This is a genomic window from Mesorhizobium sp. M0296 (assembly GCF_040321675.1).
In the GTDB taxonomy this organism is placed as follows: domain Bacteria; phylum Pseudomonadota; class Alphaproteobacteria; order Rhizobiales; family Rhizobiaceae; genus Mesorhizobium.
The window spans coordinates 118,717-141,155 of the sequence record NZ_JAMYRZ010000015.1 but is presented as its reverse complement, the minus strand read 5'-3'; the positions used below and the strand labels follow the sequence as shown (position 1 = coordinate 141,155).

Here is a 22,439-nt window from a genome sequence, read left to right as displayed (position 1 = left end):
GAGGCAGGGAACCTGATGGGCGCCTATATACTGCGCCGCATCCTTTTGATGATCCCGACCCTGTTCGGCATCATGGCGGTGTCGTTCGCCGTCATCCAGTTCGCGCCGGGCGGGCCGGTCGAGCAGGTCATCGCCAGGCTGACCAACCAGGGCGGCAGCGATCGCCTCGGCGGCGGCGGCGGCGATGCCGGCGGCGCCAATGTCGACGTCGCCGGCGACGTCGGCTCGAAATACCGCGGCGCGCAAGGGCTCGATCCGGAATTCATCAAGAAGCTGGAGAAGCAGTTCGGCTTCGACAAGCCGCCGCTCGAGCGCTTCGGCATGATGCTGTGGAACTATCTCCGCTTCGATTTCGGCGACAGCTACTTCCGCGACATCTCAGTGCTCGACCTGATCCTGGAAAAGATGCCGGTGTCGATCTCGATCGGGCTGTGGATCACGCTTTTATCCTACCTGATCTCGATCCCGCTCGGCATCCGCAAGGCGGTCAAGGACGGCTCCACTTTCGACGTCTGGACCAGCGGCGTCGTCATCGTCGGCTACGCCATTCCGGGCTTCCTGTTCGGCATCTTGCTGATGGTGCTGTTTGCCGGCGGCTCGTTCTGGGACTGGTTTCCGCTGCGCGGCATCACCTCCGACAATTGGGACCAGCTGTCCTGGCCGCAGCGGATCGTCGACTATTTCTGGCATATGACCTTGCCGCTGACCGCGCTGGTGCTGTCGGCCTTCGCCACGACGACGCTGCTCACCAAGAATTCCTTCCTCGAGGAAATCCGCAAGCAATATGTCGTCACCGCCCGCGCCAAGGGCCTGTCGGAGCGGCAGGTGCTCTATGGCCACGTTTTCCGCAATGCCATGCTGATCGTCATCGCCGGTTTTCCCGGTGCTTTCATCTCGGCCTTCTTCACCGGCTCGCTGCTGATCGAGAACATATTTTCGCTCGACGGCCTCGGCCTGCTCGGCTTCAACTCGGTGGTGCAGCGCGATTACCCGGTGGTGTTCGCCAATCTCTACATCTTCTCGCTGCTTGGCCTGTTCGTCGGGCTTTTGTCCGACCTGATCTATACCTGGGTCGATCCGCGCATCGATTTCGAGCGGAGAGACGTCTGATGGCGCGGACCATGGCCGAAACGGCGCCGGCTCGGATCGCGCGGCCCTTTCTGTCGCCGCTCAATCAGCGGCGCCTGCAGAACTTCAAGTCCAACCGGCGCGGCTACTGGTCGTTGTGGATATTCCTGTTCCTGTTCGTGCTGTCGCTGGTTTCGGAATTGGTCGCCAACGACAGGCCGATCATCGCCTCCTACAAGGGCGAGATCCTGTTTCCGGTCCTGGTCGCTTATCCCGAGGAGAAGTTCGGCGGCTTCTATGCCGTCACCGACTACCGCGATCCGGTGATCCAGGACGAGATCAACGCCAATGGCTGGATGGTCTGGCCGCCGGTGCGCTACTCCTACCAGACCGTCAACAACGCTATTCCCGAAGCAGCACCGACCAAGCCGTCCTGGCTCTACGACAAGAAGACGCGCTGCAACCAGTATCCGAAAGGCGAGGCAGACCCCAATTGCAACGTCGGCAACTGGAACTGGCTGGGCACCGACGACCAGGCCCGCGACGTGCTGGCGCGCGTCATCTACGGCTTCAGGATCTCGGTGCTGTTTGGCCTGATCCTGACTGCCGGCTCGGCGCTGATCGGCGTGGCGGCCGGCGCTCTGCAGGGCTATTTCGGCGGCTGGACCGACCTCCTGTTCCAGCGTTTCATCGAGATCTGGTCGGCCATCCCGGTGCTGTACCTGCTCTTGATCGTCGCCGCCATCCTGCCGCCTGGCTTCTTCATCCTGCTCGGATTGATGCTGCTGTTCTCCTGGGTGGCACTGGTTGGCGTGGTGCGGGCCGAGTTCCTGCGCGCCCGCAATTTCGAATATGTCAACGCGGCGCGCGCGCTCGGCGTCTCCAACATCACCATCATGTTCCGGCATCTGCTGCCCAACGCCATGGTGGCGACCCTGACCTTCCTGCCCTTCCTGCTCAGCGGCTCGATCTCGACGCTGACCTCGCTCGACTATCTCGGCTTCGGCCTGCCGCCCGGCGCCGCCTCGCTGGGTGAGTTGCTGAAGCAGGCACAGCGCAATCTCAACGCGCCATGGCTCGGCATTTCCGGCTTCGTCGTCATCTCGCTGATGCTGTCGCTGCTGGTCTTCGTCGGCGAGGCCACGCGCGACGCCTTCGATCCGCGCAAGACGTTCAGATGAGCGACACCCCGCTGCTTTCGGTCCAGGATCTCAGCGTCGCCTTCACGCAAGCCGGCGACCAGTCGATGGCCGTCGACCATATTTCCTTCGACCTTGCCAAGGGCGAGACGGTGGCGCTGGTCGGCGAATCCGGCTCCGGCAAGTCGGTCACCGCGCTGTCGGTTCTGAAGCTGCTGCCCTATCCGACCGCCAGCCACCCGTCGGGAAAGATCCTGTTCCTCGGCGCCGACCTGCTTGCCGCCGACGAGAGAGACCTGCGCCGCGTGCGCGGCAACAAGATCACCATGATCTTCCAGGAGCCGATGACCTCGCTCAACCCGCTGCATACGATAGAGCAGCAGATCGTCGAGGTATTGAAGCTGCATCAGGGCCTGGGGGATCGCAAAGCCAAGGCGCGCACGCTGGAACTTCTGCGCGAGGTCGGCATCCGCGAGCCGGAGAAGCGGCTCGACGCCTATCCGCACCAGCTTTCCGGCGGCCAGCGCCAGCGCGTCATGATCGCCATGTCGCTGGCCAACGAGCCTGAACTTTTGATCGCCGACGAGCCGACGACGGCGCTCGACGTCACCGTCCAGGCGCAGATCCTCGAGCTACTCGCCGGCCTGAAAAGCCGCAAGAACATGTCGATGCTGTTCATCACCCACGATCTCGGCATCGTCAGGAAGATCGCCGACCGGGTCTGCGTGATGACCAAGGGCAAGATCGTCGAGACCGGCCCGACCAAGGAGATATTCGCCAATCCGCAGCACGCCTACACGCGGCATCTGCTTGCCGCCGAGCCGAAAGGCAAGCCGCCGGCGGCCAACCAGGCCGCCAAACCGGTGATGGTCGGCAAGGACGTCAAGGTCTGGTTCCCGATCAAGAAGGGCTTCTTCCGGCGCACCATCGACAATGTGAAGGCGGTCGACGGCATCGACGTCACCGTGCGGGCCGGCCAGACGCTTGGCGTCGTCGGCGAATCCGGCTCAGGCAAGACGACGCTCGGCCTGGCGCTGGCCAGGATGATCTCGTCGACCGGGACCATCCAGTTCAACGGACGCGGCATCGATCAGCTGTCCTTCAACGAAATGCGGCCGCTGCGGCGCGAGTTGCAGATCGTCTTCCAGGATCCGTTCGGTTCGCTCAGTCCGCGCATGTCGGTCGCCGAGATCATCGAGGAAGGGTTGAAGATCCATGAGCCGAAGCTGTCTCCTGACGCGCGCGACAACAGAGTCGTCGACGTGCTCGGGGAAGTCGGCCTCGATCCGGCGACGCGCAACCGCTATCCGCACGAATTCTCCGGCGGCCAGCGCCAGCGCGTCGCCATCGCGCGCGCCATGGTGCTCAACCCGCGCTTCGTCATGCTGGACGAGCCGACCTCGGCGCTCGACATGAGCGTGCAGGCACAGGTCGTCGACCTCTTGCGCAGCCTGCAGGCCAAGCACGACCTCGCCTACCTCTTCATCAGCCACGATCTGAGGGTCATCCGCGCGCTCGCCAACGAAGTCATCGTCATGCGCAACGGCAGGATCGTCGAGGCCGGTCCTTCCGAACAGATTTTCGGCAACCCGCGGACCGACTATACAAAGGCGTTGATCTCGGCCGCCTTCAAGATCGAAACGGCGCCGGTCGGCATCGTCAGCGAGTAGATTTTCGCCAGAGATCATGCACAAAATCAAAACGCTGCCGCGCCTTGCGCGTCGGGACGCGAACGCTGTTGGTAAAAAGGGAAAAACAATCCGCAATGGAAAAAGGCCGCATCCTGCTTGCCCTCACCGGTATTCATCCGCTGCGCTGGCGCGAACTGCTGTCGGCGGAGCGCGAGGTGGTGCTCGAGCCGAATGGCGCCGGCGATCCCTCGATTACCTATGCTGTGGTGTGGAAACAGCGGCCGAACCTGTTGTCGTCGCTGCCCAATCTGCGCGCCATCTTCTCGATCGGCGCCGGCGTCGACCACATCTTCGCCGATCCCACCTTGCCCGACGTACCGGTCGTCAAGGTGGTGGCCGACAACCTGACCCAGTACATGACCGAATACGTCGTCTGGCGGGTGCTCGACCACCATCGCCAAGGCATGCTCTACCGCGCCCAGCAGCAGAAGAAGATCTGGCATGAACCGCAGCAGCGGCCGGCCAGCGACATCTCGGTCGGCATTATGGGGCTCGGCACGCTTGGCCGCGCGGCGGCATCGGTGCTGTTGTCGCTCGGCTTTCCCGTCAATGGCTGGTCGCGCAGCGATCGGCCGATGCAAGGTGTCTCGACTTACGCGGGCGAGGCCGGCCTGATCCCGTTCCTCAACGCCACCGATATCCTGGTGGTGCTGCTGCCGCTGACGCCAGAGACGCACGGTATCATCAACCACGGCGTGCTGAAGGAGCTGCGGAAGCGCAACGGCCTCGGCGGCTCAGTGCTGATCAATGCCGGGCGCGGCAGGCTGCAGAAGGACGCCGACATTTTGCGCGCGCTGGACGACGGCACGCTGAAGGAAGCCAGCCTCGACGTGTTCGAGGTCGAGCCGCTGCCGAAGACCAGCCCGCTATGGAGCCACCCCAAAGTGTTCGTGACGCCGCACGCGGCGGCAACCTCCGATCCGGTCCACCTGGCGCCGATCATGCTGCGTCAGATGGATGCTTTCGAGCGCGGCGAAGCGCTGGAAAATGTGGTGGATCGCGACGCTGGGTATTAATTTTTTAGAGCGCCGCTTTCCAGTCTCAGCCCCAGCCGAGCGGCACGTAGTCGATCTCCATAAACGCCTCGACTTCCGGGATCCAGCGGTCGCGGACGAAGGCGACGTGGTCGGGATGGTCGTTGTAGCCGGAATAGGCCCGCTGATCGGCGAACTCCATCGAGAAGCCGAAGCGGTAGTCGTTCTTGGGACTGACCTGCCGCAACTGCTCGAAATGCGTGACGCCCTTTATCGCCGTGAGAATCCTCTTGGCGTCGGCGAGGAACCGTTTTTCCTCGAGCGAATGCGGCGGGTGTTTCAGCGTGAACACGACGGTGTGACGGATCATTTTTTGCTCCTGCGATATCTTCGTGTCACGCGCTGTCAGCCCAGGCGCGGATGAGGTTATAGGCGATCGCCCCCTTCGGCGGCGTCACCAGGCCGCCCGGATGCTCGCGGGCCAGCATCGAGAGCACCTCGTCGCGAAAGAACCAGCGGCAATCTTCCAGCTCGTTGAGGTCGGGCTGGATATCGTCGTTGAGCGGTTCGCCGAAGCAGCCGATCATCAGCGAATAGGGAAACGGCCAGGGCTGGCTGGCGTGGTAGACGACGCGGCCTAGCCGGATGCCGGCTTCCTCCAGCGTTTCGCGGCGCACCGCCGCCTCGATCGTCTCGCCCGGCTCGATGAAACCGGCGAGCGCCGAATACATGCCGGGCCCGAAATGCCGGCCGCGGCCGAGCAGGCATTTTTCGCGTGTTGCCGTCAGCATGATCGCTACCGGGTCGGTGCGCGGAAAGTGCTCCGTACCGCAGGCCGGGCAATGCCGCTTGTAACCGCCCGCCCGCATCTCGGCTTCGGTGCCGCATTTGCTGCAGAAGCGATGGCTGGCATGCCAGGCGAGCAGCGCCGCCCCTTGCGCCAGCGCGCCGGCCGCCGCTTCGTCGATCAGCCCCTGCATATAGACCGAGCGATAGTCGATCGCCTTGATCGTCTCGGGAAGCTGCTCGGGCTCGACCCCGGCCGGCACCGCCAGCACCGGGCCGCTTTCGGAAAAACCGAGCAGGACGCCGTTTTCGAGCGATGCTTCGAGCGGCCGGCATTCGGCCACCCCGAACCAGGGGTCGAATGCGCCTTGCGCAAGCTTCAAATAGAGCCGGCCGCCACGCATCAGCAAAAGCCGCGCCGAGGGATCGGCGAGTGCCTTTTCGACGGAATCGTCGGCGCGGTTTTCGGACTGCCGGTCGATAATGTTGCCGGCGAAGCCGACGAACTGGCTCGGCTCGCGCAAGGGCGCGTCAAACAGGCGAAAGCTCATGCAGACTCGGGAAGGTTCAAGGTGGACACGGGAGAGGCTTATAGCGCTGCCTTGATCTTTTCCGCAAACTTGCGAAGGTCGGAGCGCTGATAGGGCTCGCGCAGGCCGTGCCCCCACACCGGGCCGGGCCAGCCGGGATCGCCTTCCGAGCGCGCGACGACGTGTACATGCAGCTGGCGCACGATGTTGCCGAGTGCGCCGGTGTTGATCTTGGTGCAGCCGGTCACCCGCTTCAGCGCCAGCGCCACCATGTTGGTCTCGAAGGTCAGCATCGCCTGGTCCAGCGGCGTCATGTCGTGGATTTCCTCGATGCCCGGCCGCTGCGGCACCAGCAGCAGCCATGGCCAGCGGCGGTCGTTCATGACGCGCAATTCGCACAGGCCGAGCCACATCAGCTGTTCGCTGTCGGCTTCCAACTGGGCGTCAAGCGTGAATCCGGCCTTGAGGCCCGGCAGCATCGGCGTTTCCCTCACTTTTTGACGTTTTTTGAACTCCATCGACGCTAGAGCGGCTTCCGAAGGGCCGCAAGGGGCAGCAAGCAACATTGGCCGTCGCGGCGCTGATTGTGCGCGAAGAAGTGAGGGCCCGGGCAAATTGCATCAGGTTGGCGCTGCCCCGCCGAGGCCGACGATTTTGATCGCGGCCACATTTTGTTCTTGCTTTGTGCCGGCAGCTATGCTACTAATCTCGGTGATTATTCGCACCAACGACCCGCCCGCCGAGGCGGGTTTTTGGTTTCAGCTTTCGCCGTCGCTCAAGGCCCCTATCATCCGCACTTGCATTTCATCGCCGGATTGCCGATATGGGGGCTGGGAGGTTGGTGGTGGACGGTCCACTCGCCAACCGGGTCAGGTCCGGAAGGAAGCAGCCCTAACGAGCCCGGAACGGGTCATTGTTCCAGCCTCCCGCCTCTTCGCCTTTTGCCCTGACATTGACGGCGCCAAGCCGTGCGGGCGAAACTATGCGCAGGAATCGGCCGCCTCCAGTGGCAGCCCTTGGAGCTTAACGGGCGAATGAGCGAAGCCGGAAACGAGGCCGGGAAATTGGACAAGCCTGCCGCCTACCGCGTGCTGGCGCGCAAATACCGACCGTCGAATTTCTCCGAACTGATCGGCCAGGAGCCGATGGTCCGCACGTTGACCAATGCCTTTGCCACCGGCCGCATCGCCCAGGCCTGGATGCTGACCGGCGTGCGTGGCGTCGGCAAGACGACGACCGCGCGCATACTCGCGCGGGCCCTGAACTACAAAACATCGACCGTCGATCAGCCGTCCGTCGACCTTGCCGTGCTCGGCGAGCATTGCCAGGCGATCATGGAAGGCCGGCATGTCGACGTCATCGAGATGGACGCCGCCTCGCATACCGGCATCGACGACATCAGGGACATCATCGAGCGTGTGCGCTACGCCCCGGTGTCGGCGCGCTACAAGGTCTACATCATCGACGAAGTGCACATGCTTTCCAACCAGGCCTTCAACGGCCTGCTGAAGACGCTGGAAGAGCCGCCGCCGCACGTCAAGTTCATCTTCGCCACCACCGAAATCCGCAAGGTGCCGATCACCGTCCTGTCGCGCTGCCAGCGTTTCGACCTCAGGCGCATCGATGCGGCAATGATCAAGGCCGACCTTGGCAGGATAGCCGGTCTGGAGGGCATCGAAGTCGAAGACGATGCGCTGGCGATGATCGCGCGCGCGGCCGAAGGCTCGATGCGCGATGCGCAGTCGATCCTCGACCAGGCGATCGCCCATGGCGGCGGCGCGGTCAGCGCCGAAGCGGTGCGCGCCATGCTCGGCCTTGCCGACCGTGCCCGCATCGTCGACCTGTTCGAACATGTCATGAAGGGCGACGTCGCCGCCGCACTTGCCGAATTCCGTGCCCAGTACGATACCGGCGCCGATCCTGCCGCGGTGCTGACCGACCTTGCCGAGTTCAACCATCTGGTCACCCGTCTGCGTTTCGTGCCTGCTGCCATCGACGACGCCTCGCTGTCCGAGGACGAGCGCCGGCGCGGCGCCGATTTCGCCAGCACGCTGTCGGTCAAGGTGCTGTCGCGGACTTGGCAGATGCTCTTGAAAGGTATTCCCGAGGTGCAGACCTCCAACCGCCCGGTCAGCGCCGCCGAGATGGTGCTGATCCGGCTGGCCCATGCCGCCGACCTGCCGACGCTGGACGAGGCGCTGAAATCGCTGGAGAACGGCGGTACCCTGCCGGGCGCTGCGCCGCGCGTGAATGGCACGCCGGCAAGCCCCGGCCCGGCAAACCATGCGCCTGCAAGCGGTGGTGCCGGCGCCGTGGCGCAGGCGCGGATGCCGACGGCCAATGGCGGCGCCCAGACAATGCGCCTGGTCGAGACGATGCGCCTGGTCGAAGCCGAGCCCGTGCCGACCAACTTCGTTGCTCCGCCGGAGCCGGCGGTCGAGGCGCCGCCGGTGCCGGTGAAATCGCTGGCCGACATTGTCGCCCTTGCCGACGTCCAGCGCGACATGGCCTTCAAGGTGCTGGTGAAGCGTTGCGTGCGCCTGGTGCGCATCGAGCCCGGTCGTATCGACGTCAGCCTGACCGACGATGCGCCGAAGATGTTGCTCAATGATTTGACCGCCAAGCTGCGCGCCTGGACGGGCCGCAACTGGCTGGTGTCGCTGTCGAAGGACGAGGGCGGCCAGACCTTGGCCGAGCTGGAATCGACAAAGCGCGAAAACGCCTTCCTCGATGCCAAGAGCGACCCGACGGTCGCCGCCATCCTGGCGCGCTTTCCCGGTGCCAAGATCATCGACGTGCGCATTCCCGACGCGCCGGAAGCCGACGAGGCCGAAGTGCCGGTCGAGCCGCCGGCCGACGACGACGAAACCTGAACAACCAGGACCAGCTGCAAAGGACAGTGCGATGAAAGACCTTCTCGGCATGATGGGCAAGGCAAAGGAAATGCAGGCCAAGTTCCAGGCCATGCAGGATGAGATCGCCACGCTGGAAGCCACCGGGCAGGCCGGCGGCGGCCTGGTCAGCGTGACGCTGACCGGCAAATTCGAGATGAAGTCGCTGAAGATCGACCCGTCGCTGTTCAAGGAAGACGAGGTCGAGATTCTCGAGGACCTGCTTCTCGCTGCCCACAACGACGCCAGGACCAAGGTCGAGCAGATCATGCAGGAGAAGACCAGGGCGCTGACCGCGGGCCTACCGATCCCGCCGGGAATGAAACTGCCGTTCTAAGGCTAGTGCATGTCGCGCAAAAGTGTGCAGCGGTTTTGCGATAACGACATGCATCAAAACAAGAACCTAAAGCGCGTCGCATGAGGCCGGTCGAACGCGACGCGCTAGTCAATCGTATGCCGTTACAGTGGCCGAAGAGTGCAGCGGCCCAGTGCTCGCTCTACCGCCAGCTGTGTCTATTGGGCAACGCCCCACACTTAATAACGCTTTAGCCATCTTTTTGCCTGAAAGTGTCTCATTCTTGCCGCAACCAGGGGCGGGCTGGCAGCAGAATTGAGGGGACACCTGTTGATCTCTACCCGATGGAAGACGCCGTTGCGGCTCGGCGTCGTTATCTCGCCGCTGTTTTTGGCCGCTTGCAGTCAGACCGCCTCGCACGGCATGTCCAGCCTGACCGATGCTATTACGCCGAGTTTCCTGAGCTCGCGCTCCTACAATTCCACGCCGAAGGAAAAGGAATGCCTGGAGCGGGCGATGTTCTTCGAGTCCAACCGCTCCAGCCGTGACGGCATGATTGCGGTCGGCACCGTGGTGATGAACCGGCTGCGGTCCGGCAATCACGGCAACACCATCTGCCAGGTCGTCGGCGAGCGCGGCCAGTTCGCGCCGGGCGTCATGACACGGCCGATGAATTCGAAGGCGATGCCCGACGTCGAGGAGGCCGCCGAGGCGGTGCTCAAGGGCGAGCGCAAAGCCAAGCTGAAGAACACCATGTATTTCCACACCGCCGGCCTGCGCTTCCCCTACAGGAACATGCACTACACCATGGTCGCCGGCGGTAATGCCTTTTATGAAAAGCGCGGCCGCAACTGGCAGCCGCTGCCGGACGAACCGGTGGTCGCCATGGCCCAGGCCAAGCCGCAAGCGCCTGCCGCTCAGGCCATACTTGTCGCCTCGGCGGAGCCGGCTCGCGAGGTCAAGCCGACATTCGCCAAGGCGACCTATGTGACCGCCGCCGCATCGCAGCCGGCAAAGCAGACAAGGGTGACTGCCGGGATGGCGACCCCGGAGAGGGCGGCCCCAGAGAAGCCCACCCAGGAGAAGCCGGTGCTGGTGGCGCTGCAAGAACCAATGCAGGAGCCCGATGCGGCCCGTTTCGGTGGGACCGCGAGCGCACGGCCTGTCACCTCCTTCGAGGCAGCGCCGGCAGAGCCGACAATGTCGTTCGAGGCGACGCCCGAGAACACCGACGCCATCGGCGCGATGATCGCCGGCCAGACCCGGCCACTGGAAGAAAACTGAGGGCCCTAGTGGCTTGCAGTCGCTTCGGACAAATACGTGGAGTCGGCGCCGCCCCTCATCGCCCTGCCGGGCACTTCTCCCCGTATAGTGACGGGGAGAAGGGGGACGGCCGCAATCCTGGCGTACATTCTGCAACGATGATGATTGGCGAAACCGTCGATAAGAGCGTTCCTCTCCCCGTCACTATACGGGGAGAGGTCGCCGGCAGGCGGGTGAGGGGCAGCGCCAACGCCCGGACAAGGGTGACGGGCGAATTCAAGCCTGAAGCGATTGCCCGGTCGCCCGCCTCAGCAGAGTTCCAAAGCGTGCGGAAAAATCCTAAACCGGTGCGATGTCGAAGCGAATCGCCGGTCCCGAGATCGAACGCCTGATCCAGCTGCTGGCCAAGGTGCCGGGGCTCGGTCCGCGTTCGGCACGCCGCGCCGCGCTCCACCTCATCAAGAAGAAGGAACAGCTGCTGGCGCCGCTCGCCGCCGCCATGGGCGAGGCGGTCGACAAGGTGCGCATCTGCTCGACCTGCGGCAATGTCGATACCTCGGATCCATGCATGATCTGCACCGACCCCCGCCGCGACCCCACTACGCTCATCGTCGTCGAGGACGTGGCCGACCTTTGGGCGCTGGAGCGGGCGACAGCCATGAACGTGCGCTACCATGTGCTCGGCGGTACGCTGTCGCCGCTCGACGGCATTGGTCCTGATGAGCTAAACATCCGTTCGCTGGTCGATCGCGTCGCCGGTGGCGAGGTCAAGGAAGTGATCCTCGCCGTCAACGCCACGGTCGAGGGCCAGACCACCGCGCACTACCTCACCGACCAGCTTTCCGGCTTCGACATCAAGGTGACGCGCCTGGCGCACGGTGTTCCGGTCGGCGGCGAACTCGATTATCTCGACGAAGGTACGCTGGCCGCAGCACTGAAGTCGCGGACAGTGTTTTGAGCAGGTTGGGGGAAGGGTGCTCTTGAGATGACTGCGTTCCTTCGCGCCCCCCTCTGTCCAAAGCGCGCCAAACTGTTCGCGATGTCCTCGCACACCTGTTCGCGATGTCTCCGGTCCAAACACCCCCAAGTGGGGGAGATGTCCGGCAGGACAGAGGGGGGCGCGACAGAACGCCGAGCTCGCACACTAGCCTGCCTCTCGTTTCTAGCAGCCCTACTTGGGTTGATCCTCGCCACTCCCGCCTCCGCCGCAAAAATCGACGACCAGTTCCACGCCTGGCTCAGCAACGACCTCTGGCCCGAAGCCAAGGCCAAAGGCATCTCTAGGAAAACCTTCGATGCCGCTTTCGACGGCGTCAAGCCGAACCTCAGACTGCCCGACCTGGTGAAGCCGGGCGAGAAGGCGACGACGCCGCAGAAGCAGCATCAGGCCGAATTCGGTTCGCCGGGCGCCTATTTCGCTGAAAAGATAGTCCGAGCGGTGACCGCCGGCGGCCGCACCCGCGAGGCGACCAACGCTAGGACTCTTGCCGCGATCGAGAAACGCTACGGCGTGCCTGGCGAAGTGCTGCTGGCGATCTGGGGCCGCGAGAGCGGCTTCGGCGCGGCGAAGATGCCTTATGACGCCTTCGAGGTGCTGGGCACCAAGGCGTTCATGTCGACCAAGAAGGAATTCTTCCGCACCGAGCTCTGGGCTGCGCTCGAGATCGTCGAGCGCGGGCTTGCCCCGGTCGGCGCGATGAAATCGTCTTGGGCAGGCGCGCTTGGCCAGCCGCAGTTCATGCCGACATCGTTCCTCAAGCATGCCGTCGATTTCGACGGCGACGGCCGCACCGACATCTGGAATTCGACGCCCGATATACTGGCATCGATCGCCAATTATCTCGTCCATTATGGCTGGGTCAGGGGCCGCGGCTGGGGCTTCGAGGTGACTGTGCCGGACAGCGTCTCGTGCTCGCTCGAAGGTCCGGACCAGGGCAAGAAGATTTCCCAATGGGCTGATACGGGCATCAGGCGAGTGTCGGGTAAACCGTTCCCGGCGAGCGAACTGAAAGCCGAGGGCTTTCTTTTGATGCCGGCCGGGCGTAGCGGCCCGGCCTTCATCGTCACCCCCAATTTCTATGTGCTGAAGCAGTATAACACCAGCGATCTCTATGCCCTGTTCATCGGCCATGGCGCCGATCGCATCGCCCATGGCGACAGCAATTTCTCGGGCAATTGGGGCGCGGTGGGCGGGCTCTACCGCTCCGACATCGCCGCCCTGCAGCGGGCGCTGGAAGCCAAGGGCTACGATGTCGGCAGCGCCGACGGCCTGCCTGGCTTCAAGACGCGCCGCTCGATCGGCAAATGGCAGGCCAGCAACGGCCGTTCCGCTACCTGCTTTCCCGACGCCGACCTGGTTACCGCGCTGAAATAGCCGGATTTTCGCACCGCCGGTCTGGCCCAATCGACCGTTCTGCAAATGCTCGTTGCCGCGCTCGAAACCGCCGGATATGGTGAACCGGAACCGCACAAAAAATTGCCAAGACAACGGTCCGGGGATCACCGTTCGACGCGGCAAGAAATGCCACAACCCTGAGCCGGGAACTCAGGTCAACAAAAACAGGGAACAGTTAAAATGATGATGGAAAAGTTTGCTCTACGCTCCCGCTTCTTGCTCGCGGGCGCGGCCATGTCCGCGCTGCTTCTGGCCGGTGCGCCTGCCTTCGCGGTCACGCCCGCCGACACGCTGGTCGAGGGTTTCGCCATCGACGACATCATCACCATGGATCCGGGCGAAGCATTCGAATTGTCGACCGCAGAGGTCACCGGCAACACCTATGATCTTCTGGTACGCCTCGACCTCAGCGACACATCCAAGGTCAAGGGCGATCTCGCCGAAAGCTGGAGCGTCTCCGACGACGGCCTGACCTACACGTTCAAGCTCAAGCCCGGCCTCAAATTCGCCTCCGGCAATCCGATCACGGCGGCCGACGTCGCCTATTCGTTCGAGCGCGCCATCAAGCTCGACAAGAGCCCGGCCTTTATTATCGGCCAGTTCGGTATCGATGGCGGCAACGTCACCGAGAAGGCCAAGGCCGTTGATGACACGACGTTCCAGTTCACCGTCGACAAGGCCTATGCGCCGAGCTTCGTGCTGAACTGCCTGTCGGCGACGGTCGCCTCGGTCGTCGACGCCAAGCTGGTCAAGGAGCATGTCGCGGCGGTCACGCCGAGCGCTGACTACAAATGGGACAATGATTTCGGCAATGCCTGGCTGAAGACCGGCTATGCCGGCTCCGGTGCCTTCAAGCTGCGCGAATGGCGCGCCAACGAGGCCGTCGTGCTGGAGCGCAACGACAATTACTACGGCGACAAGGCCAAGCTTGCCCGCGTCATCTATCGCAACATGAAGGAAAGTTCGGGCCAGCGCCTTGCGCTGGAAGCCGGCGACATCGACGTTGCCCGCAATCTCGAGCCGAACGACCTTGATGCCATTGCCAAGAATGCCGACCTCACCACCACCAGCGCGCCGAAGGGCACGGTCTATTACATCAGCCTCAACCAGAAGAACCCGAACCTCGCCAAGCCCGAGGTTCGCCAGGCGTTCAAATATCTGGTCGACTACGACGCCTTGAGCTCGACCATCCTCAAGGGCATCGGCGAGATCCATCAGACCTTCCTGCCGAAAGGCGTGCTTGGCGAGCTGGACGAGAATCCGTTCAAGCTCGACGTCGCCAAGGCCAAGGAGCTGCTCGCCAAGGCCGGCCTCGCCGACGGCTTCAGCGTCACCATGGACGTGCGCACCGGCCAGCCGACGACGGGCATGGCGGAATCGATCCAGCAGACGCTGGGACAGGCCGGCATCAAGCTGGAGATCATCCCCGGCGACGGCAAGCAGACGCTGACCAAATACCGCGCCCGCAACCACGACATCTATATCGGCCAGTGGGGCCAGGATTATTTCGATCCGAACTCCAACGCCCAGACCTTCGCCAGCAACCCCGACAATTCGGATGAAGGCAAGACCAAGACGCTGGCCTGGCGCAACGCCTGGGACATTCCGGACCTGACCAAGCAGACCGAAGCTGCCTTGCTCGAGAAGGACGCGGCCAAGCGCGCCGCAATGTACCAGGATCTCGAGAAGAAGATCCTCGATACCAGCCCCTTCGTCATCATCCACCAGCAGCTGGAAGTGGCCGGCCTGCGCAAGAACCTCAAGGGTTTTGCGCTCGGCCCGAGCTTCGACACCAACTTCGTCGGCCCCGTCTCGAAAGAGTGATGCCGGGGAGTGACGCCGGCGGACGCGCCGTATGAGTGTGGCTGAAAGCGAGGTGACGGCAGGGCGCGGCGGCGCCCGCGCCGTTGCCGTGGCCTCATCTATCGCCCGGTTCCTGGTCATCGCGATAACGACTTATCTCGGTCTGCTCGCGGTGACCTTCTTCATCGGCCGCGTGATCCCGATCGACCCGGTGCTGGCGGTGCTCGGCGACCGGGCGCCGGCCAACGTCGTCGAGCGAACACGCCGCGAGATGGGCCTCGACCTGCCGCTGGTCGAGCAGTTCTACATCTATGTCAAACATGCCCTGAACGGTGACTTCGGCACCTCGGTGCTGACCACCAATCCGGTGATGACCGATATCCGCCGCGCCTTTCCGGCGACGCTCGAACTGGCGACATTGGGAACATTGATCGGTTCGGTGATCGGCGTGCCGCTCGGTGTGCTTGCCGCCGTGCGGCGCGGCAGCGTTATCGACCAGATCGTGCGCATCATCGGCCTTGTCGGCTATTCCGTGCCGATCTTTTGGCTGGGGCTGCTGGCGCTTGTGCTGTTCTACGCCAAGCTGCAATGGGTCGCCTTTCCCGGCCGGCTCGACGTCGTCTACGAATACACCTTCACGCCGATTACCGGCTTTTACCTGCTGGATGCTCTCTGGCAGCGGCAGTGGGACGTATTTGCCGATGCCTTCCGCCACATCATCCTGCCGGCCTCGCTGCTCGGCTATTTCTCGCTCGCCTACATCAGCCGCATGACGCGCTCGTTCATGCTGAACGAACTCACCCAGGAATACATCGTCGCAGCGCGCGCCAAGGGCCTGTCGGAAACGCGCATCATCTGGGGTCACGCGCTGCGCAACGCCGCGGTGCCGATGGTCACGGTGATCGCTCTGTCCTATGCCGGGCTGCTCGAAGGCTCGGTGCTGACCGAGACAGTGTTTTCGTGGCCGGGCATCGGCCTCTACATCACCAACTCGCTGCAGAACGCGGACATGAATGCCGTGCTTGGCGGCACGATCATCATCGGCTCGGTCTTCATCGCCATCAATCTATTCTCCGACCTGCTCTACCGGCTGCTCGATCCAAGGACCAAGGCAGGATGAGGACCAAGACAGGATGAGCACGGAAGCGATTCAAACCCGCCGCGACTGGCTGCTCAGCGAACGGCCGGCGTCGCGCGTGCAGGCGAGGCTCGGCCGCGCCTATGTGGCGTGGCGGCGCTTTTCCGCCAACCGGCTGGCGTTTGCCGGCCTGCTCATCATCATCGCCTTGTTGTTGGTCGCAGCCTTCGCCGATGTGCTGGCGCCCTATTCGCCGACATTCGGCGACCTCAAGGGCTCGCGGCTGCTGGCGCCGAGTGCGGCGCACTGGTTCGGCACCGACGATCTCGGCCGCGATATCTATTCGCGCATCATCTTCGGCTCGCGCTGGACACTCTACGTCGTCATTCTGGTTGCCATTATCGCCGCGCCCATCGGTTTGCTGGTCGGCACCGTCGCCGGCTATGCCGGCGGCTGGACCGATGCGATCCTGATGCGCATCACCGACATCTTTCTCGCCTTTCCGAAGCTGATCCTGGCGCTGGCCTTTGTCGCGGCGCTCGGCCCCGGCATCGAAAATGCCGTGCTTGCCATCGCCATCACCTCGTGGCCGCCCTATGCCCGCATTGCCCGCGCCGAAACGCTGACGGTGCGCAATTCCGATTATATCAAGGCGGTGCAATTGATGGGCGCCTCGCCGTTTCGCATCGTGCTTCGCCACATCATGCCGCTCTGCATCTCCTCGCTGATCATCAGGGTGACGCTCGACATGGCCGGCATCATCCTGACCGCGGCCGGCCTCGGCTTTCTCGGCCTCGGCGCGCAGCCGCCGCTGCCCGAATGGGGCGCGATGATCGCGTCGGGCCGCCGCTTCGTGCTCGACCAGTGGTGGGTGGCGGGTGCTCCGGGCTTTGCCATCCTCATTGTCAGCCTCGGCTTCAACCTGCTCGGCGACGGACTGCGCGACGCGCTCGATCCCCGAAGCGGTGACCAATGAGTGGCGACCAATGAGCACGCTTCTCGAAGTCGACGACCTGCGCGTTACCTTCCCGACGCGCACCGGCCTGATCGAGGCAGTGCGCGGCGTCTCCTTCTCGCTCGGCCGCGAGCGGCTCGGCATCGTCGGCGAGAGCGGTTCGGGCAAGTCGCAGACCGGCCGCGCCATCATGGGCGTCACCCCGCCGCAGGCCGAGGTGACCGCGAAGACGCTCGCTTTTGACGGCATCGACCTGCTGGCCGCCTCGCCGCGCGAGCGCCGCGCGCTGCGCGGCAAGCGTATCGCCATGATCCTGCAGGATCCGAAATATTCGCTCGACCCGGTGATGAGCATCGGCCGCCAGATCGTCGAGACGCTGCGCACGCATGAGAAGGTCTCCAAGGCCGAAGCCCGCGACCGCGCGCTGGCCATGCTGGAGGCTGTGCAGATCCGCGATCCGGCCCGTGTGTTCGACCTGCATCCGCACGAGGTTTCCGGCGGCATGGGCCAGCGCGCCATGATCGCCATGATGCTGATCGCCGGGCCGGAAATGATGATCGCCGACGAGCCGACCTCGGCACTCGACGTCACCGTGCAGCTCGACGTGCTCGGCATCCTCGACCGGCTGGTCAGCGAGCGCGGCATGGGGCTGATCTTCATCTCGCACGATCTGCGCCTGGTCTCGTCCTTCTGTGATCGTGTCATCGTCATGTATGCCGGCAAGGTGGTCGAACAGCTCAAAGCCTCGGAGCTCGGCCGCGCCCAGCATCCCTATACGCGCGGCCTGCTCAACTGCATGCCCAAGATCGGCGCCGACCGTCACCCGCTGCCGGTGCTCGACCGCAAGCCGGAGTGGGCAGCATGACGGCAGCCCTTTCCGTCGACAGGCTGGAGGTGCTCTTCGACCGCTTCCGCGCGTTGAAAGGCGTCAGCCTCGAGGTCGAATCCGGTGAATCCTTCGGCCTGGTCGGCGAGTCCGGCTCCGGCAAGTCGACGTTGCTCAGGGCAATCGCCGGCCTGGCGCCGGCCGCATCAGGCACCATCGCGGTCAACGGCAAAACGCTCGGCGCGCGTCGCGACAAGGCGTTTTACCGCGAGGTGCAGATGGTCTTCCAGGACCCGTACGGTTCGCTGCACCCGCGCCAGACCGTCGACCGCCTGCTGCAGGAGCCGCTCGCCATTCACGGCTTCGCCGACGGTGAAAAGCGCATCCAGCGGGCACTCGACGAGGTCGGCCTCGGCACCGGGTTCCGTTTTCGCTATTCGCATCAATTGTCCGGCGGTCAGCGCCAGCGCGTGGCGATCGCCCGCGCCCTGATTCTGGAACCGTCGATCCTGCTGCTCGACGAGCCGACCTCGGCGCTCGACGCTTCGGTGCAGGCGGAGGTGCTGAACCTGCTGGAAGAGATCAGGCGCCGCCGCAAGCTGACCTTCCTGATGGTCAGCCACGACCTAGCCATCATCACCCACATGTGCGAACGGCTGATGGTGATGCAGAACGGCGAGGCGATGGAGAATCTGACCGCGGACGATCTTGTCGAACGCCGTGTCACCAAAGATTATACGCGCAATTTGCTGAGGGCCAGCGAGGGGTTCGTGAGAACCGCTTGAACCTTCTCACGGTGCGCAGGACCAACTGTCTTCGGGAGATTCCCATGCAGCAATGGACGTTCCCAGACCCGCCCAATGTCGCGGTGTTTTTGGATCGGGTCATAATTACCCGCGGCGACTGGATTGCACACGTCTCGCATGACGATGACGACGGCAGTTGGCAATTCCACAACAGCGAAATTGGACCTGTTGACGAAGGCGACATAATGATTGTCAGCTTGCAAAACGTTGTGCAACGGGATGAAAGTATCCTTGCGTTGGCCGACTTGCCGGAAGGCTGGCATGCTTGGCGCGAGTCAAAATCGTCGCCATGGCAGCGCGCCAGGTCGCGCCCTATACCCTCCAACGATAACGAATGATCCGGCAAAGCCTTAAGTCGGACCTTGCACCGGTTCGCCGGTCTCCAAAACGGGTAGCTCGTTCCAGCCTTTCGGCTCCTTGACCTGAACCACGCCGCATAGCGCGCCGGCAGGAACAGCAGCATGATCGCTGCGCCGGCGATAGTGCCGGCCATCATCGCGTAGCTGCCGGACCGCAGGCCCAATCACCCGCCGCCAGTGCCAACTTGAGGAAAACCTGAAATAAGCCCAGAAGAGTCTCAACAGCCATCAAACGAGAGCGGGCGCCGGCCCGGTGAGGGGTACGATGACAAATTCAGCCATTTCCGAACGCAAGAGCCAGTCGATTTCGCGCGGCGTCGGCATGACCACTCAGATCTATGCCGATCGCGCCGAAAACTCGGAGATCTGGGATGTGGAAGGCCGCCGCTATATCGATTTTTCGTCCGGCATCGCCGTCGTCAACACCGGCCACCGTCACCCCAGGGTGATCGAAGCGGTCAAGGCGCAGCTCGACCGCTTCACCCACACCTGCTATCAGGTCGTGCCCTATGAGAGCTATATCAGGCTGGCCGAACGGCTGAATGGCATGCTGCCCGGCAAGTTCGACAAGAAGACGATCTTCGTCACCACCGGCGCCGAGGCGGTCGAGAACGCGATCAAGATTGCGCGCAACGCCACCGGCCGGCCGGCGGTCATCGCTTTTTCCGGCGGCTTTCACGGCCGCACCTTCATGGGCATGGCACTCACCGGCAAGGTCGTGCCCTACAAGGTAGGCTTCGGCGCCATGCCGGCGGATGTCTTCCATGCGCCGTTCCCGGTTGCACTGCACGGCGTGTCGGTCGCCGATTCGCTGGCTGCGCTCGACCGGCTGTTCAAGGCCGACGTCGATCCGGCCCGCGTCGCCGCGATCATCGTCGAGCCGGTGCAGGGCGAGGGCGGCTTCTACGAGGCGCCGCGCGACTTCATGACCGCATTGCGCAAGATCTGCGATCAGCACGGCATGCTGCTGATTGCCGACGAGGTGCAGACCGGCTTTGCCCGCACCGGCAAGATGTTTGCCATGGACCACCACGAGGTGGCGGCCGACATCACCACCATGGCCAAGAGCCTGGCCGGCGGCTTCCCCTTGGCGGCGGTCACCGGGCGCGCCGAGGTCATGGATGCCCCGAACCCCGGCGGACTCGGCGGCACCTATGGCGGCAGCCCGATCGGCGTCGCCGCGGCGCATGCCGTGCTCGACGTCATCGACGAGGAGAAGCTCTGCGACCGCGCCAACACGCTGGGCAACCGGCTAAAGCAGCGCCTGCAAGCGATCCGCGACGAAGCCCCGGAAATCGTCGATATCAGAGGCCCCGGCTTCATGAACGCGGTCGAGTTCAACGATGTGACGAAGGGCCTGCCGTCGCCGGAACTCGCCAATGCGGTCCGGCTGAAGGCGCTCGACAAGGGCCTGATCCTGCTCACCTGCGGCGTCTACGGCAACGTCATCCGCTTCCTCGCGCCGATCACCATCCAGGACGGCGTCATGAACGAGGCGCTCGACATCCTGGAAAGTTCGATCCGCGAAGCCCGCGCCGCATGAGCGGCGAGGATATCGCCTAGGATTCAACTGCGGCGAAGGCCGAGATAGGTGGCAAGCCGCCGTTCAACGCCCTATGCGAGCACGAAATTCGGCAGTCGAATTGGTGCGTGGAAACGGTTCGGAAGGCAACTGTACACCGAGAAAGGCACAAAGCGGCTCCCATCCTTCGGAGGCCTGATAAGTAAGAAGGCGTTCAGGTGGCAGCGTTGATTTCACGGAAGCGTTATGTGCTTCATAGACAGCGATTGCGTGATCACGGTTATCAAATCGACCGCCAAAGACAGTGTTTCCAACCACCGCCACACCAAAGGACTGTGGATCATTGGTAGCAGCATCCATCGTGAGCCCTATTGTTTGCGCCATGCTGTCATACCAGGCTTCGGGGTCACGAACTGTCAGGATAACCTTTGCATGAGGGTAGTGGTCACTCACTTCGCGCCAAAAATGCGCCGTTGGCCAATCGACCGCGGAAAGATAGCCGGCATATGCCGCATCCCAGGTCGGGAGTTGTCCCTGTCCGGCGGCGCGCCACAGCGCCTTCTGCTCGGGATTGGCGTGGACATCTGCCATGTGATGACACGGCCCGAACCCAAGATGCTCCAAGGCGAGCTTCAGCGAATATGTGCCAGTGCGACCCATGCCTGCGCCAATGACATATAGAGCCATGAGCACCCCCCGACGAATTTCAATTGGTCAAAATACCGCTGTTTCCTTTACTTCGCTATATGTTTTGAAGCTCCCGGTCGAACTCGGTCATTCAGGGTGATTGGGTTTGATCTTATCCTGCCGCGCGGGCCGGCTCTGCCTGCTGGAAGGCGGCGAGCGCGGCCTTCAGCCCGTCGGGCCCGGTCGCGACAATCTGCGGCGACGGCGAAAAGCCGGCGCCGAGCATCTTGCGGCCAAGCATGTGGTCGCCGGGCCGGTTGACCGATTCGATGCCGAGCAGCCGGCTTCCAGCATAGTGGTAGATGGAGAATTTGTTCTCGGCCACGTCGCCCAGCACGACATGGCTGTCGCCACCCGCAATCAGGCCGACCATCTGCAGCTTCATGTCACCGATATCGGACCAGAACCACGGCACCGCCGAGTAATTGTCGGTGTGGCCGGCGATGGTGCGTGCGGCGAGCCGCGCCTGGTCAGTGGCGTTCTGCACCGATTCCAGCCGCACGTCGCCGCCGGTGAACCAGTGCCGGTAAGACGCCGCGTCGCCGATGGCGAGGATTTCCGGCACCGACGTGCGCATCTGCTGGTCGACGCGGATGCCGTTGGCGATGGCAATGCCGGCGGCTTCGGCCAGTTCGACATTCGGCACGACGCCGATGCCGATGACGACCATCTGCGCCGGCAATCTTTCGCCGGATGAGGTGATTGCAGCCGAAACACGGCCGTTCTCGTCCTCCAGCCGTTCGATGGTGGTGCCGGTAAGGATGCGCACACCGGTGGCCTCCAGCCGCTGGCGCACATGGCCGGCGATGACCGGTGCCACGGCGCGGCCGAGCAGCCGGTCGACCGCCTCGACCACCGTAACCTTGCGGCCTGCCGCGGTGAGCGTCGCGGCAATCTCCAGGCCGATGAAGCCGCCGCCGAGGATGACGACCTCCTCGCTTTGCGCGCTCAATTCGCGGATCAGGCGGGCATCGCCGAGCGAGCGCAGCGACACAACGCCGGAAAGCTCCGAACCCGGCAGCGGCAGCAGGCGCGGCCGCGCGCCGGTGGCGAGGATCAGCCGGTCAAACGGCAACACACCGCCGCCCGATATCTCCAGCCTGCGGCCGCCTACGTCGATCCGCTCGACCCGGATGCCTGGCCGGAAGTCGATGGCGCTGCCGGTATAAAAAGCCTCGCCGCGCAACGGCTGCGGCTTTGCTTGCTGATCCTTGATGAAGGTCTTCGACAGCGGCGGCTTGTGGTAGGGCAATTCGTTTTCGTCGCCGACCAGGATCACCGGGCCGTCATAGCCTTCTTCGCGCAGGCTGGCGGCCGCTTGCACGCCCGCATGACCCGCACCGACAATGACGACCCCGTTCTTCATAACAG

21 protein-coding genes and 1 other RNA gene are annotated in these 22,439 nt (G+C 63.7%); 17 read left to right on the top strand and 5 right to left on the bottom strand.

The window, feature by feature from the left end; translation table 11 throughout:
• Nucleotides 1-15 precede the first annotated feature (15 nt).
• The 4 genes from NKI97_RS16895 (at nucleotide 16) to NKI97_RS16880 (ending at nucleotide 4,914) form a co-directional block, all read left to right on the top strand.
• Complete coding sequence (locus tag NKI97_RS16895; RefSeq protein WP_352448571.1) at nucleotides 16-1,110, top strand: microcin C ABC transporter permease YejB; 1,095 nt, start codon at nucleotides 16-18, stop codon at nucleotides 1,108-1,110.
• Nucleotides 1,110-2,249 carry an ABC transporter permease gene (locus NKI97_RS16890; protein ID WP_352746875.1) on the top strand — a complete coding sequence of 380 codons (1,140 nt, stop codon included), beginning with the start codon at nucleotides 1,110-1,112 and terminating at the stop codon, nucleotides 2,247-2,249. Before NKI97_RS16895 ends, NKI97_RS16890 begins: the two co-directional genes overlap by 1 nt.
• Nucleotides 2,246-3,877, top strand: coding sequence for an ABC transporter ATP-binding protein (locus NKI97_RS16885; RefSeq protein WP_352835370.1), 1,632 nt, complete (start codon nucleotides 2,246-2,248; stop codon nucleotides 3,875-3,877). The genes NKI97_RS16890 and NKI97_RS16885 overlap by 4 nt, the downstream gene beginning before the upstream one ends.
• Nucleotides 3,878-3,972: 95 nt before the next feature.
• Nucleotides 3,973-4,914, top strand: coding sequence for a 2-hydroxyacid dehydrogenase (locus NKI97_RS16880; RefSeq protein ID WP_352448574.1), 942 nt, complete (start codon nucleotides 3,973-3,975; stop codon nucleotides 4,912-4,914).
• Nucleotides 4,915-4,939: 25 nt separating this feature from the next.
• Here the strand turns inward: NKI97_RS16880 and NKI97_RS16875 are convergent, their stop codons facing one another.
• From NKI97_RS16875 to NKI97_RS16865, 3 genes are read right to left on the bottom strand one after another with little or no spacing between them, the layout of a single operon-like run.
• On the bottom strand, nucleotides 4,940-5,242 hold the full coding sequence (locus NKI97_RS16875; RefSeq protein WP_023676866.1) for a Dabb family protein: 303 nt from the start codon (nucleotides 5,240-5,242) through the stop codon (nucleotides 4,940-4,942).
• Between the two features lie 25 nt (nucleotides 5,243-5,267).
• Nucleotides 5,268-6,209 (bottom strand): NAD(+) diphosphatase, encoded by a 942-nt coding sequence (gene nudC / locus NKI97_RS16870; protein WP_352621955.1) that lies wholly within the window; start codon nucleotides 6,207-6,209, stop codon nucleotides 5,268-5,270.
• Nucleotides 6,210-6,247: 38 nt separating this feature from the next.
• The gene (locus tag NKI97_RS16865) at nucleotides 6,248-6,667 is read right to left on the bottom strand and encodes an HIT family protein (protein ID WP_352448577.1); all 420 of its coding nucleotides are present in this window, start codon (nucleotides 6,665-6,667) and stop codon (nucleotides 6,248-6,250) included.
• Between the two features lie 354 nt (nucleotides 6,668-7,021).
• Here NKI97_RS16865 and ffs point away from each other — a divergent pair.
• The 13 genes from ffs to NKI97_RS16800 all read left to right on the top strand — a co-directional run bounded on the left by ffs (nucleotide 7,022) and on the right by NKI97_RS16800 (nucleotide 20,402).
• Nucleotides 7,022-7,118: signal recognition particle sRNA small type (ffs, locus tag NKI97_RS16860), an RNA gene on the top strand.
• A gap of 104 nt (nucleotides 7,119-7,222) precedes the next feature.
• The gene (locus tag NKI97_RS16855; protein WP_352835368.1) at nucleotides 7,223-9,061 is read left to right on the top strand and encodes a DNA polymerase III subunit gamma/tau; all 1,839 of its coding nucleotides are present in this window, start codon (nucleotides 7,223-7,225) and stop codon (nucleotides 9,059-9,061) included.
• A 31-nt stretch (nucleotides 9,062-9,092) separates the two neighbouring features.
• Nucleotides 9,093-9,416 (top strand): YbaB/EbfC family nucleoid-associated protein, encoded by a 324-nt coding sequence (locus NKI97_RS16850; protein ID WP_023676870.1) that lies wholly within the window; start codon nucleotides 9,093-9,095, stop codon nucleotides 9,414-9,416.
• 288 nt (nucleotides 9,417-9,704) lie between these two features.
• A complete protein-coding gene (locus tag NKI97_RS16845) occupies nucleotides 9,705-10,658 on the top strand; it encodes a cell wall hydrolase (RefSeq protein ID WP_352835366.1) in 954 nt (317 codons plus the stop codon).
• 331 nt (nucleotides 10,659-10,989) lie between these two features.
• Nucleotides 10,990-11,595, top strand: a complete 606-nt coding sequence (gene recR, locus NKI97_RS16840) for a recombination mediator RecR (protein ID WP_023676872.1) — start codon at nucleotides 10,990-10,992, stop codon at nucleotides 11,593-11,595.
• A 138-nt stretch (nucleotides 11,596-11,733) separates the two neighbouring features.
• Nucleotides 11,734-13,011, top strand: coding sequence for a lytic murein transglycosylase (locus tag NKI97_RS16835; protein WP_352835363.1), 1,278 nt, complete (start codon nucleotides 11,734-11,736; stop codon nucleotides 13,009-13,011).
• 201 nt (nucleotides 13,012-13,212) lie between these two features.
• Nucleotides 13,213-14,856, top strand: a complete 1,644-nt coding sequence (locus NKI97_RS16830) for an ABC transporter substrate-binding protein (RefSeq protein WP_352680503.1) — start codon at nucleotides 13,213-13,215, stop codon at nucleotides 14,854-14,856.
• 31 nt (nucleotides 14,857-14,887) lie between these two features.
• Entirely contained in the window at nucleotides 14,888-15,955 is a 1,068-nt protein-coding gene (locus NKI97_RS16825; RefSeq protein ID WP_023676874.1) for an ABC transporter permease, read from the top strand.
• 13 nt (nucleotides 15,956-15,968) lie between these two features.
• Complete coding sequence (gene nikC, locus NKI97_RS16820; RefSeq protein ID WP_352613871.1) at nucleotides 15,969-16,889, top strand: nickel transporter permease; 921 nt, start codon at nucleotides 15,969-15,971, stop codon at nucleotides 16,887-16,889.
• A 10-nt stretch (nucleotides 16,890-16,899) separates the two neighbouring features.
• Entirely contained in the window at nucleotides 16,900-17,733 is an 834-nt protein-coding gene (locus NKI97_RS16815; RefSeq protein WP_254816190.1) for an ABC transporter ATP-binding protein, read from the top strand.
• Entirely contained in the window at nucleotides 17,730-18,479 is a 750-nt protein-coding gene (locus NKI97_RS16810; protein ID WP_352835360.1) for an ABC transporter ATP-binding protein, read from the top strand. The genes NKI97_RS16815 and NKI97_RS16810 overlap by 4 nt, the downstream gene beginning before the upstream one ends.
• 44 nt (nucleotides 18,480-18,523) lie before the next feature.
• Nucleotides 18,524-18,838: a hypothetical protein gene (locus tag NKI97_RS16805; protein WP_352743186.1), complete on the top strand. Its 315-nt coding sequence runs from the start codon at nucleotides 18,524-18,526 to the stop codon at nucleotides 18,836-18,838.
• 286 nt (nucleotides 18,839-19,124) lie between these two features.
• Nucleotides 19,125-20,402: a 4-aminobutyrate--2-oxoglutarate transaminase gene (locus NKI97_RS16800; protein ID WP_352455102.1), complete on the top strand. Its 1,278-nt coding sequence runs from the start codon at nucleotides 19,125-19,127 to the stop codon at nucleotides 20,400-20,402.
• A gap of 63 nt (nucleotides 20,403-20,465) precedes the next feature.
• Here the strand turns inward: NKI97_RS16800 and NKI97_RS16795 are convergent, their stop codons facing one another.
• Together NKI97_RS16795 and NKI97_RS16790 are read right to left on the bottom strand one after the other, a co-directional pair.
• Nucleotides 20,466-21,068 carry a sulfotransferase family protein gene (locus NKI97_RS16795; protein WP_084643033.1) on the bottom strand — a complete coding sequence of 201 codons (603 nt, stop codon included), beginning with the start codon at nucleotides 21,066-21,068 and terminating at the stop codon, nucleotides 20,466-20,468.
• 112 nt (nucleotides 21,069-21,180) lie between these two features.
• Complete coding sequence (locus NKI97_RS16790; RefSeq protein WP_352746900.1) at nucleotides 21,181-22,434, bottom strand: NAD(P)/FAD-dependent oxidoreductase; 1,254 nt, start codon at nucleotides 22,432-22,434, stop codon at nucleotides 21,181-21,183.
• Nucleotides 22,435-22,439 lie beyond the last annotated feature (5 nt).